At 58.8% G+C, this 12,624-nt stretch carries 11 protein-coding genes; 6 read left to right on the forward strand and 5 right to left on the reverse strand.

The window, feature by feature from the left end:
- Positions 1-62 precede the first annotated feature (62 nt).
- From AABM52_RS17165 to AABM52_RS17190, 6 genes are all read left to right on the forward strand, one after another.
- Positions 63-1,337, forward strand: a complete 1,275-nt coding sequence (locus tag AABM52_RS17165) for an ABC transporter substrate-binding protein (protein WP_347912644.1) — start codon at positions 63-65, stop codon at positions 1,335-1,337.
- A gap of 21 nt (positions 1,338-1,358) precedes the next feature.
- Positions 1,359-2,321: a sugar ABC transporter permease gene (locus AABM52_RS17170; RefSeq protein WP_347907084.1), complete on the forward strand. Its 963-nt coding sequence runs from the start codon at positions 1,359-1,361 to the stop codon at positions 2,319-2,321.
- The gene (locus tag AABM52_RS17175) at positions 2,318-3,160 is read left to right on the forward strand and encodes a carbohydrate ABC transporter permease (RefSeq protein WP_347907086.1); all 843 of its coding nucleotides are present in this window, start codon (positions 2,318-2,320) and stop codon (positions 3,158-3,160) included. Before AABM52_RS17170 ends, AABM52_RS17175 begins: the two co-directional genes overlap by 4 nt.
- Before the next feature lie 27 nt (positions 3,161-3,187).
- Complete coding sequence (locus AABM52_RS17180) at positions 3,188-4,333, forward strand: sn-glycerol-3-phosphate ABC transporter ATP-binding protein UgpC (protein WP_347907087.1); 1,146 nt, start codon at positions 3,188-3,190, stop codon at positions 4,331-4,333.
- Positions 4,330-5,832, forward strand: coding sequence for a glycoside hydrolase family 32 protein (locus tag AABM52_RS17185; protein ID WP_347907089.1), 1,503 nt, complete (start codon positions 4,330-4,332; stop codon positions 5,830-5,832). Before AABM52_RS17180 ends, AABM52_RS17185 begins: the two co-directional genes overlap by 4 nt.
- A 75-nt stretch (positions 5,833-5,907) precedes the next feature.
- Positions 5,908-6,900 carry a LacI family DNA-binding transcriptional regulator gene (locus AABM52_RS17190; protein WP_347907091.1) on the forward strand — a complete coding sequence of 331 codons (993 nt, stop codon included), beginning with the start codon at positions 5,908-5,910 and terminating at the stop codon, positions 6,898-6,900.
- Between the two features lie 285 nt (positions 6,901-7,185).
- Here the strand turns inward: AABM52_RS17190 and AABM52_RS17195 are convergent, their stop codons facing one another.
- The 5 genes from AABM52_RS17195 to AABM52_RS17215 all read right to left on the reverse strand — a co-directional run bounded on the left by AABM52_RS17195 (position 7,186) and on the right by AABM52_RS17215 (position 12,575).
- A complete protein-coding gene (locus AABM52_RS17195; RefSeq protein WP_347907093.1) occupies positions 7,186-8,598 on the reverse strand; it encodes an aldehyde dehydrogenase family protein in 1,413 nt (470 codons plus the stop codon).
- A gap of 4 nt (positions 8,599-8,602) precedes the next feature.
- On the reverse strand, positions 8,603-9,652 hold the full coding sequence (locus AABM52_RS17200; RefSeq protein WP_347907094.1) for a homoserine dehydrogenase: 1,050 nt from the start codon (positions 9,650-9,652) through the stop codon (positions 8,603-8,605).
- 176 nt (positions 9,653-9,828) lie between these two features.
- Positions 9,829-10,266 (reverse strand): Lrp/AsnC family transcriptional regulator, encoded by a 438-nt coding sequence (locus AABM52_RS17205; RefSeq protein ID WP_008003746.1) that lies wholly within the window; start codon positions 10,264-10,266, stop codon positions 9,829-9,831.
- Positions 10,267-10,288: 22 nt separating this feature from the next.
- Entirely contained in the window at positions 10,289-11,668 is a 1,380-nt protein-coding gene (gene thrC / locus AABM52_RS17210) for a threonine synthase (RefSeq protein ID WP_347907097.1), read from the reverse strand.
- Between the two features lie 16 nt (positions 11,669-11,684).
- Positions 11,685-12,575, reverse strand: coding sequence for a LysR substrate-binding domain-containing protein (locus AABM52_RS17215; protein ID WP_347907099.1), 891 nt, complete (start codon positions 12,573-12,575; stop codon positions 11,685-11,687).
- Positions 12,576-12,624: the final 49 nt, after the last annotated feature.

Below are 12,624 nucleotides of genomic sequence, written 5' to 3' on the forward strand. Positions count from 1 at the left end.
ACGCTGATACATTTGGCGATGTTAACGTTAACTTTTCTAAAAACAAAAATAAAGAGGGCTTTATGAAACTGCTCAAATCTCTCCTTCCAGCAGCACTACTCACCCTCTGTGCCGGGCTTCCGTCCGTCTCGAGTGCAGCCGATTTGACGATCTCCTGCGGTGCCGTGGGTGCGGAATTACAACTCTGCAAGGAGGCTGTTGAGGCATGGTCGAAACAGACCGGCAACCACGTCGAGGTGGTTTCCACACCAAACTCGGCGACCGAGAGGTTGTCGTTCTACCAACAGATCCTCAGTGCGCAGTCCTCCGACATCGACATCATTCAGATCGATATGGTGTGGCCAGGGATGCTGGCCAAACATCTGCTGGATCTGCGCGAGGCGCTTCCCGCCAACGCGACCCAAGGCTACTTCCAGGCACAGGTGGATAACGCCACGGTGAACGGACGGTTGGTGACGATGCCGTGGTTCACCGACTCGGGCCTGCTGTATTACCGCAAGGACTTGCTCGAGAAGTACAACCAGCAGGTTCCCCAGACCTGGGAGGAAATGACCGCTACCGCCAGGAATATTCAACAGGCCGAGCGCACTGCCGGGAATCCCAATGCGTGGGGTTACATCTTTCAGGGGCGCGCCTACGAGGGCCTGACGTGTAATGCACTGGAGTGGATCAGCAGCCAACCGGAAGGCGGACTGGTCAATCCACGAGGTGACATCGTGGTCAACAGCCAGGCTTCAAGAACAGCTTTGACCCTGGCGAAAAGTTGGGTGGGAGACATCTCCCCGCGTGGCGTACTCAACTACACCGAGGAAGAAGGTCGTGGCGTATTCCAATCGGGAAATGCGCTGTTCATGCGTAACTGGCCTTATGTCTGGGCTCTGGTGCAAAGCCAGGACAGTGCCGTAAAAGACAAGGTCGGGGTCGCTCCCCTGCCCCGCGGCGGCGAGACCGGCAGCCATGCCTCCACCCTCGGTGGCTGGGGCCTGGCGGTATCGCGTTACAGCGCCCATCCAAAACTTGCCGCAGAACTGGTGAGCTACCTGACCAGTGCCCAAGAGCAAAAACATCGTGCCCTGATAGGCGCCTACAACCCGGTGATCGAGTCGCTGTATCAAGACCCCGAACTGCTCGCAGCAATGCCTTATTACGCTCAGCTCCACAGCATTCTCAACGATGGGGTCATGCGCCCTGCCTCAATCACTGCCGATCGCTATCCACGGGTCTCCAATGCGTTCTTCGATCGAGTGCATGGCGTGCTGGCGGGCGAGTTGCCTGTCGATCAGGCGCTGGCCGAACTGGAAAGCGAACTCACGCGCATCAAACGCCGGAACTGGTAAGCCACAAGGAAGGAAATCACCATGTCTGTCTCTACTACCCATGCCCCCTGTGACGAGTTCCTGCTCGCCCGGGAAACGCCTGTGCAGCGTCGTCGAGTACGCGCCGCCTGGCTGTTTCTGACGCCGATGTTGCTGTGTCTGGCCCTGGTGGCGGCCTGGCCGCTACTGCGGACATTCTGGTTCAGCCTGACCGATGCCAACCTGGCGGACACCAGTGGCGGATCCTTCGTAGGCTTGAGCAATTATCTGTTCCACAACGGTTCCAATTGGTCGGGCATCCTGGTCGATCCACAATGGTGGAACGCGGTGCGCAACACGTTGCATTTCACCGTGGTGTCGGTGGGACTGGAAGTCGTCCTGGGGCTGCTGGTGGCGTTGCTGCTGAACATCAAGTTCACAGGCCGTTCCCTGGTGCGTGCGATGATTCTAATTCCCTGGGCGATTCCTACCATTGTCTCGGCAAAGATCTGGTCATGGATGCTTAACGACCAGTTCGGCATCATCAATCACCTGATGCTGAGCCTCGGACTGATTGACGCTCCGTTGGCCTGGACGGCAGATGCGGATCTGTCGATGTGGGCGGTCATCATCGTCGACGTCTGGAAGACCGTCCCTTTTGTCACGCTGTTGATGCTGGCTGCCTTGCAGATGTTGCCGAGCGATTGCTACGAAGCCGCAAGGGTCGACGGCATTCATCCGCTGAAGGTGTTCTGGCGTGTCACGCTTCCACTACTGATGCCTGCATTGTTGGTGGCGGCGATCTTCCGCATCCTCGATTCCCTGCGGGTATTCGACGTCATCTATGTGCTGACCTCGAATTCTTCGAGCACCATGAGTATGTCGGTCTATGCCCGCCAGCACCTGGTGGAGTTCCAGGATGTTGGCTATGGCAGCGCGGCCTCGACTCTGCTGTTTCTGGTCGTTGCGGTCATCGCCATGCTTTATCTCTACCTCGGACGCCGTCAACTGGAGGTCCGCTCATGAGCCAGCGCCTACTAAAAAAAGCGCTGTTACGCCTCGGGTTTTGGTGTTTGATCGGGATTTTGCTGCTGTATGCGGTCTTCCCTTTCTACTACGCCATCGTGACGTCGCTGAAGCCATCCAGCGCCTTGTTCGAGGTGAGCTATTGGATCGATACACCCGACTTCTCCAATTACGCGGCGGTACTCCATCAAGCCTCATTTCTGCGAGCTATCGGTAATTCGCTGGTGGTTGCGCTGTGTGTGGTGACACTGGCGCTGTTCCTCAGCCTGACCGCAGCCTATGCCTTGGGCCGGGTGAAGTTCCGTGGGCGTGGCACGGTGTTGATGATGGTGCTTGGCGTGTCGATGTTTCCCCAGGTCGCGGTGCTGTCGGGGCTGTTCGAAGTGATCCGCGCGCTGGGCCTGTACAACACGTCCTGGGCGTTGATCCTGAGTTACACGATTTTCACCCTGCCCTTCACCGTCTGGGTGCTGACCACATTCATGGGGCAACTGCCACATGAACTGGAAGAAGCGGCAATCATGGATGGCGCTTCGCCTTGGGTCACGCTTACCCGGGTGCTACTGCCGCTGCTATGGCCCGCACTGGTCACCACTGGCTTGTTGGCCTTTATCGCCGCATGGAACGAGTTCCTGTTTGCCCTGACCTTCACCCTCACAGACACGCAACGCACGGTGCCGGTCGCCATCGCCTTGATTTCCGGCGGGAGTCCTCATGAGCTGCCTTGGGGGCTGTTGATGGCCGCATCGGTGGTGGTCACCGTCCCACTGGTGATTCTGGTGCTGATCTTCCAGCGCCGAATCGTTTCCGGTCTCACTGCCGGCGCGTTAAAGGGTTGATGCCCGACAACTACAAGGAACAGCATCGTGATCAAGTTGAAGCTAGACAACGTGAACAAACAATTGGGCGGCGTGCGGATTCTTCGCGACGTCAGCCTGGAGATCGCTGCGGGTGAATTCGTGGTGTTCGTTGGCCCCTCGGGCTGCGGCAAGTCGACCCTGCTGCGACTGATCGCCGGACTGGATTCGATCTGCGGCGGCGACCTGCTGATCGACGGGCGACGGGTCAACGACCTGGAGCCGCGCGAGCGTGGCGTCGGCATGGTGTTTCAGTCTTATGCGTTGTACCCGCACATGAGCGTCTACGACAACATCAGCTTTGGTCTCAAACTGGCCAAGACTGAAAAGAGCAGCCTGCGCGAGCGTGTGCTGAAAACAGCGCAAATCCTTCAATTGGACAAACTGCTGCAACGCAAGCCAAAAGAACTGTCTGGAGGGCAGCGCCAGCGTGTGGCAATGGGCAGAGCCATGGCGCGTGAGCCGGACATTTTGTTGTTCGATGAGCCGCTCTCCAATCTGGATGCATCCTTGCGGGTGCAGATGCGCAACGAAATCGCCCGGCTGCATGATCGACTGGGCTCGACGATGATCTACGTCACTCACGATCAAGTGGAAGCGATGACCCTGGCCGACAAAATTGTTGTGCTCAATGGCGGTCGCGTAGAGCAGGTTGGCTCACCGCGCGAACTCTATGAGCGCCCGGCGAGCCGCTTTGTCGCCGGTTTTCTCGGTTCGCCCAGAATGAACTTTCTGGCGGCACGCCTGCATGCCCCGGGTGAAACCAGCCTGGTCGATACTCCCGTCCTGGGTATGACCTCCCTGCCCTTCGACAGCTCGAACCTGGCGGCGGACGCCCCGCTGAGCCTGGGAATTCGCCCGGAACACGTGTCTCTCAAAGCGGCGCAGGGAACTGCCGGCGTCGTCGTGACCGGGGTCGAATACCTGGGCAGTGAAACCTATGTGCACCTCGATACAGGTCAGGACGAGCCACTGATTTGTCGTTGTGAAGTCAACGCCGGATGGCAGGTGGGCGATCAGGTCGAGCTGCAGCTGGAGTTCGGCAATCTGTACCTGTTCGACGCCGACGGCACGGCCTTGAAGCGCCACCCACACGCCATTGAAACCCTGCCGGATGACGTCTCTCTACGCTCAGTCCGAGCACGCGCCCTATGACCTTGTCTTTGAATACCATGAGCGATCCAATGTCTTCTTCCCTTGACCTTGCGCAGCGCGCACTGGGTGACGGCCTGTCTCGCGTCATCCAGGATTATCGACCCGGTTATCATATTTCCCCCCCGGCAGGCTGGATGAACGACCCTAACGGGGTAGTGTACTTTCGTGGCGAATATCACGTTTTCTATCAGCATTACCCCTTCGACGCGAAATGGGGCCCGATGTATTGGGGCCACGCCAAGAGTGCCGATCTGGTTCATTGGCAGCACCTGCCCATTGCGCTGGCACCCGGCGATGACTTCGACCGCGACGGATGTTTTTCCGGTAGCGCTGTGGTGTGTGGAGATACCTTGGCACTGATCTACACCGGACACACCTGGCTGGGGGAAGTGGGTGACGAACGCTCGATCCGTCAAGTCCAGTGCCTGGCCACCAGCACCGACGGCATCCGGTTCGTCAAGCATGGCGCCGTCATCGAGAACGCGCCGCAAGACACGATCATGCACTTTCGTGACCCCAAGGTATGGCAGGAGGATGACTATTGGTACCTGATTGCCGGCGCGCGTCTGGGTGATAAACCGCTACTGCCGCTATACCGTTCCACGGATCTGCACGCCTGGGAGTTCCTCGACTATGTGTCCAGCGGCAGCGAGGGCGATGGCTATATGTGGGAGTGCCCGGATCTGTTCCGACTGAACGAGCGCGATGTGCTGCTGTACTCCCCCCAGGGCATGCAACCCGAGGGTTACGAACGGCTCAACAAGTACCAGACCGGTTATCGAGTGGGCCGACTCGACAGCGAATGGCACTTCACCGGCGGGCCTTTTATCGAGTTGGATAACGGCCATGATTTCTATGCCGCGCAAACGCTATTGGCCGCCGATGGTCGGCGCCTTGTGTGGGCATGGCTCGACATGTGGGAAAGCCCGATGCCGAGCCAGGCCCATCACTGGTGCGGCATGCTCGGTTTGCCGCGCGAACTGGAACTGTGCGCAGATCGCCTTTGCGTGTATCCGGCACGGGAGCTCATCGCTCTGCGCATGACGCTATTGCCTGGTACACCGTGGTGGGAGGAGTCGGGAACCCGGTGCGTGCCGCAAGTGAATGGCGATATGCTCGAAATCCATGTGCATCTGGATCTGCTCGGCTGCACCGACGGCCACCTGGGAATCGCGTTGCGCTGCAGCGACGATGGCCATGAACAAACCCTGCTCTACTACGATGCGGCGTTGCAGCGTCTGGTACTTGACCGCAGCCGCTCTGGTGCGCAAGTCACAGGCCAGCGCAGCGTGTCGATAGACCCGACACAAGAGCGACTGGCACTGCGTGTATTCCTCGATCGCTCGTCCATCGAGGTGTTCGACGAAAACGGGCGCTTCAGCCTCAGCAGTCGCCTCTATCCGCGGCCCGACAGTCTGGGCGTGAAGCTGTTTGCCAGCGGGAGTGGCGGGCGTGTCTCGATTCCCAAGGCATGGCCTCTCGACTCTGGATGGCTGTGAGCATCGTCATTCGAGTCGCGAGAAGCCCGGGCCCTGTGTCATGATTCTGCGTCAACCTGACCGGGCTCGCCTCGCATGACTTCAGTGAAAGACGTTGCACAGCTGGCCGGCGTGTCCCTGATGACGGTTTCTCGAGCGCTCAATAATCCGGAAAAACTGAGCCCCGAAACCCTTCTGCGGGTGCGTCGCGCCATTGATGAACTGCAATTCGTACCGAGCCTGTCGGCGCGCAAGATGCGCGGCGACAACCTCCAGTCGCGAACCATCGGTGTGTTCGCGCTGGACACCGCGACCACACCGTTCGCCGTCGAGTTGCTGCTGTCCATCGAACAGACCGCGCAGCAAGCCGGCTGGAATGTGTTCATCCTTAACCTGTTGAGCAACCCGCCCACCGACCAGAACATCGACCTGATGTTGTCGCACCGCCCCGACGGGTTGATCTTCAGCGCCATGGGGTTTCGCCAGGTGTGCATTCCCGAGCGATTGAAGAGCAAACCCCTGGTACTCGCCAATTGCCTGGCCGATGACAGTCGCCTGGTGAGTTATGTGCCAGACGACGAAGCGGGGCAGTATCGAGCCGTACATCACGCGTTGAGCCAGGGCTATCGGCGCCCTCTGTGTATCAATCTGCCAAAACAGAGTCTGGCCTGGAACCTGCGACAAAAAGGTCTGCAACGTGCCTGTCAGGCATTCGGGCTGTCGCCTGACGCACTCCTGCAATACGACCTTTCCGATCATGACGCCTATGGTGAAACCGCAGCCATCCTCGACCGGCACATCATTGAGGGTCGTCCCCAATTCGACATTCTGATCTGTGGCAACGACCGCATTGCCTTTTGTGCCTATCAGCTATTGTTGGGCCGTGGCCTGAAAATTCCCGACGATGTCGCCGTGCTCGGCTACGACAACATGATCGGTATTGCTGAGCTGTTCATCCCGCCGCTGACCACGGTGCAACTGCCGTACTACGAGATCGGTCGCAAGGCTGCCCGGCACCTGATCGAGACCCTCGATGTATCGGGAACCCAGCCAGTTGATTGTCCATTGGTGGTTAGGGCATCGCTATAAGATTCAGTTAATTCGGTGATAGCGCGCCCGCTTGCTTTCGATTTGCCACTGGCCTGTCACCGACCGCTTATGGCCCAAAGGGTCAGTCACGACATGCACAAAATGGCCAGAAGTCGTCATTCTTCAGAACTCACCGCCCCTCAGATCGCAACAGACGCTTTCTTGGCGACTATCAGCTCAGTGGAAATATTCAACTTCTTCTTTCTCCCCATTCAGCAAAACGCATTGGGCCGGTGACCAAACCGACCCAATGCCATACGAACTGATCCATTTACCGCGAATCGACTAGCCCAACGTGTTCAAACACACCACCTTGGGTTGAGTCATTTCCTCGTAGGCAAAACGCACCCCTTCCCGGCCCAGGCTACCGTACTTGGAACCGCCAAACGGCATCGCATCGAAGCGGTAGTCGGAAGAGTCGTTGATCATCACTCCCCCGGCTTCGATTCTCCGCGCGGCGCTCATCGCGGTTGCCAGATCATTGGTGAAGATCCCCGCATGCAGGCTGTATTCGGGTTCATTGGCCAACGCGATGGCTTCATCGAAGGTTTCGAAAAGCTGCAATACCACCACCGGAGCGAAGACTTCATTGCGCCAGAGTCGACTGGCGTGATCGACGTTTTCCAATACGGTGGCGGCGTAGCACGATCCTGCGCGCCGATGGCCGCAGAGCAACGTGGCGCCCTCTTGCAAGGCCTCGTTCACCACTTGCTCGGCATTCTGCGCGGCTTGCGCAGTAATCATCGGGCCGATATCGGTATCGGCCTGCAACGGGTCGCCAACCACAAGCGCACGGGCCTGGCTGACGAATCGCTCTCGGAACGCTTCATAAATCGACGCCTGAATCAGCAAACGCTGAGTGCCTACGCAGTTCTGTCCCGCTGCCCAAAAGGCTCCGGACACGCAACTCTCGACAGCCGCCTCAAGGTTGCAGTCGCCCATGACGATTACCGGCGCATTGCCGCCCAGGTCCATGGCCAGTTTCTTCAACCCGGCCGTGCGGGCAATCTGCTCTGCGGTGACGAAACCGCCGGTAAAGGAAATCATCCGCACCTCACGGGCGGAGACCAACGCCTTGCCCAGTTCCGCGCCGCCGGTGGCGACTGTAACCACTGATTCAGGCAAGCCTGCTGCGACCAGATAAGACACCAGTTTAATGGCCGACAATGGCGCAAGCTCGGAGGGTTTGAGAATCACCGCGTTACCGCCCGCAATGGCCGGACCGAGTTTATGCGCCACCAGGTTCAACGGATCGTTGTACGGCGTGATCGCAACGATCAGCCCCAGAGGCTCACGGGAAAACCAGCCCTGACGCGATTCGGAACCTTCATAAGCATCAAAAGGCACCACCTCCCCGGCATTGCGCCTGGCCTCCTCGGCCGATAGCTTGAGTGTGTTGACGCAGCGTTTGACCTCCTTTTCCGCCTGTTTGAGGGTCTTTCCGGCCTCGTCGACGATCAGCCTGGCAAACACGCCGGCATCACGTTCGATGTTGATTGCGGCTTGCTCAAGAATGCGAGCCCGACGATGACGCGCCAACGCGGCGCACGCCACTGCACCACTGCGTCCCGTCTCCAACAACTGCGGAACTTGCGACGCACAGACATTCGTTACGCTGCCTATGACGGAACCGTCATAGGCGTTAAAGACTTCAATGGGCGGCTCTACGATATCCAGAACCAGGCGCGATAATTTCACAGGCTTACTCCTGGTTGCGTGCAATGGATTGATGGATGCTGATGATGTCCGAGAGCAGCGCAAACGCTGTTTCCGTACGCCCGGCTCCCGGCCCCGAAACCGTTACCGCACCGAGCAGTTGCGAGGTAAACGACACCGCATTGGTCGCGCCGCCAACACTGGCCAGCGGATGGTCGTTGTTCAAAAGCCGCGGTTCGACACTGGCACTGATCGAGCCGTCGGCATGGCGCATCGCCGCCCCGATCAGCTTCCAGCGAGCGCCGTCCTGCCGGGCTTTTTCAATGTCGCCAAGGCTGAGGGACGAAATGCCGCTGCACGTGACGTCGCTGACCGTAAGCTTCGCGTCCAGCAGTTCATTCGCTAGGATCACCACCTTGAGGCGTACGTCATGACCCTCGACATCCGCCGTCGGGTCGGCTTCGGCGTAACCCAGCTCCTGAGCCTTGCTGACGGCCTCGGCAAACCCCAGGCCGCCTTCCATGCTGGTCAGCACGAAGTTGGACGTGCCGTTGAGAATTCCTTCAAAACCGACAATGGAGCTGCCTGCCAGTGCCTGCCTGGCCAGGCGAATCACCGGCGTGCCGCTCATGACCGAGCCTTCGTATTCAAAGGCGACATGCTTGCGTCGAGCCAGTGCCTTGAGTTCGGCGCCGTGCAAGGCGATCGGGCCCTTGTTGGTGGTGACGACATGCTGGCCACCCTCAAGCGCCCAACGGCAGAATGAAGTCGCCGGTTCACCGTCCACCGGGTTGGTAAACGTGGCTTCAACAATAATGTCCGCGCCAGAATCCTTGATCACCGCCTCATTGAGGGCTGTGACGTCGCCACCCGACAGTTGCGCCAATGCACCTTTGACTGCCGGCAATTGGGCGAGCACATTGGCGTCCAGCCCTTCGCGGCCAATCACCGAGCCGAGAAACAAGTCAGTCACACCGACGATTTTCAGGGTGAAACCCAGTTCTGTTTTCCACTGTTCGTTACGATCGGCAATCAGCTGAGCCAATGCCCGGTTAACACCACCAAAGCCAACCAGCGCCAATTTGTATTCAGTCATTTTGTTATGCCCTTGATCCGGGTGATGGGTTGTCAGGCACTAGGTTAGGGCTGGGCCCAGGGCAGTGAAATAGGCCAATTTGCTCTATTTTATGGGCGTTTTGACCAGTGCCTGGGCAAAGCTTCAGGCATAAAAAAAGCCAACGCGGGTTGGCTTTTGGCAGCACGAAAAATGGGTTAAACGACAGATGACAGCACGAAGGAGGTCACGGTGTTTTCTACTCCAGGCAACGCGGCAATTTCAGTCCAGACCTTGTGCACCCGCTGTGGGCTCGCAGCACCCACCCTCAGCATCAGGTCGAACTCGCCGCTCATGACATCGCACTGGATGACTTCCGGAATTGCCCGCAGCGCTTGCAACACTTCCGCCCCCCGCATCCGGTCGTAGCGGTAAACGAAAATCACCGCATTGATGTTCGACGTGGCTTGTCGCCCCTCCCCCGTGCGTACCGTATATCCCTGTATTACCCCGTCGCGTTCAAGTCTTTCTATGCGCTGGCGCACCGCATTGCGTGACAGATTGACCTTGGCCGCCAGTTCGGCGTGTGCAGCCCTGGCATTGAGCTGTAGTTCCGCGATGATGTGTTCATCGAGAGGGTCCAGAATTCGCTTCACTTGGCCTCCTGTTGGCGCGCCTTCACAGCGCTCCGAGCAGCTCATGGATGGTGTCGAGCTCGTCCGGTTGAATCCGGTAAACCTGCGCCTGTCCTTGCGTCGCGACCTCAGGTTGCAACCCCGCCACACTGATGCCCAACTCGCCAAGCAGTGCCGCCGACTTGACCGGTGAGATTTCCCCCAGGGTCACCATTGGCGCCACCAGGCTTCGCCGATACAACCGGGCGGCCAGTACCCCAGTTGCCGTATGCGGGTCGATGACGTATCCCGTGTCGCGATACAGCGAGGTGATTTCTGTCAGCGTCTGCTCATCACTGACCGCGTAGGAGTCGATGATCATCCGCGCCTGCAACCAGAACTCGTTGGCGATGACCATCTCGCCGCCGGACTCGAACCCCTCCATCAGGGCACACACCGCCTGGTCGTCACGTCCGTATAGCTCCCACAGAAAACGTTCCAGATTGGAAAAGATCGACAGGTCCATGGCAGGCGAAAGCGTCTTGTTGGCTCGTGTCCTGCTGTAGTGGTTCTTCTGAAACAACTGGTGCAACGCGTCATTCTGGTTGGTCGCAACAATCATCTGGGTGATCGGCAGGCCCATTTTTTGCGCGATGTAGCCTGCATACACTTCGGCAAAACTCGCCGCAGGTACGCTAAAACCGATCGGACGCTGGCCGCCTCCCAGTTGCAACACGGCGTGGAAGTAAAACACCAGTTGAGCCAACACACTGACCCAGTTACTGGAGTTGAAACTGATCACCTCGTACTGCGCATACGGCCATTGTCGGAACAGCCGGGTGACGATGGTCTGGCACTCGTCAAAGCTGCCGTTGACCGCGAACTGATGAACCCTTGGGTGCGCCGCTGCTTGCAGATGCTGGAGTTGGTCCCGGGGTACGCCCGCCTCCGGGTAAAACACCACTACGCAGGTGTCCTCGCAGCGCTTGAACGCCTCGATGGCCGCCAGCCCGGTATCGCCGTTGGTGGCACCGATCACCACCCCGCGACGCCCGCGCTTGCGCAGAAAATACGACACCAGCCGTGCCTGCAACTGCGCAGCAAAGTCCTTCGAGGAGCGAGTCGGCCCGTGGAACAGTTCCAGCACCCACTCGTTACGATCAACCTGATGCAAAGGCGCCAGGGAGCGATGCCTGAATTGGCTGCCGGCCTCTTTGAGCATGCGCTTGAGGTCTGTCTCGGGGATCGTCTCTCCCACAAACGGACTGATCACCCTGTAGGCCAGTTCGTCATAGGGCAAGGTCGACCAGTTGGCGATGTCCTGCGATTCAAACAGCGGCAGTTCGAGTGGTACGAACAGCCCACCGTCCTCGGCAATGCCAGACAATACGACCTGTTCGAAGTCGACCTGCACGGCCGAATTTCGGGTACTCACATAACGCATGGTTGGCTCCGGCCATTCATTTGAAACGATGTGCCTGCTCGACCAGCCAGGTGGAAAACATCACCGCGTCGGGGTGCTGCTCGGCCCCGGAACCGCGCACAAGGTAAAAAGACTCGCTGGCTTCGATACGCTGGGTAAAGGGTTCGACTAACCGTCCATCCTGAAGCATCTCCTCCACCATCGAGGACCGCGCCAGGGCGATCCCCTGCCCTAACTCGGCCATGCGCAAAGTCGAGATCAATGTGTCGAACTGCATGCCGGTCGAGGAGTCGACGGTGTCCGCACCGACCATGTTCAACCAGTACCCCCAACCCTCTTCGTAACCCAGAACATGCAACAGTGGATGGTGCGACACGTCCGCGGGGACCGTCAGCGGCGACCTTGTCATCAGGTCCGGCGAGCAGACCGGGAACAACGTGTCCCAGGTCAGGCGCTGCGACACCAGGCCGGGCCATTGACCGTGGCCCCAGCGAATCTCCATGTCATCCTCACCGTCCAGCTCCTTTACCCAGATATTGCTGATGTAGCGGATATCGACATGCGGATGCGCCTGGCTAAACCCCGCCAGCTTGGGCGCCAGCCAATGCACGAAGAACGCCAGGCTGCCACGCACCTTGATCGGCCGACGTTTGTGCTGGCCAAAAATCTCGTTGGTCCCCACTGCCAGCCGCGTGATCGCATCCTGTACCACCGGCAGATAAGCCTGACCTTCCTCGGTCAGTCCCAAGCCACGGGGCAAGCGCTTGAACAGTGCCACCCCAAGATGGCTTTCCAGTTGGCGGATCTGCTGACTGACTGCGCCCTGGGTCAAAAACAGTTCTTCGGCGGCATGGGTGAAGTTCAAACAGCGGGCGGACACCTCGAATGCCCGCAGCCAGTTCAATGGGGGTAGCGTCTTTTGCTTCATGGCTTGAACCTCCAGGACGCCCCCTCCACCGAGCACGCTTGCCCATCCC

The sequence above is a fragment of the Pseudomonas grandcourensis genome, assembly GCF_039909015.1.
Classification (GTDB): Bacteria; Pseudomonadota; Gammaproteobacteria; order Pseudomonadales; family Pseudomonadaceae; genus Aquipseudomonas; species Aquipseudomonas grandcourensis.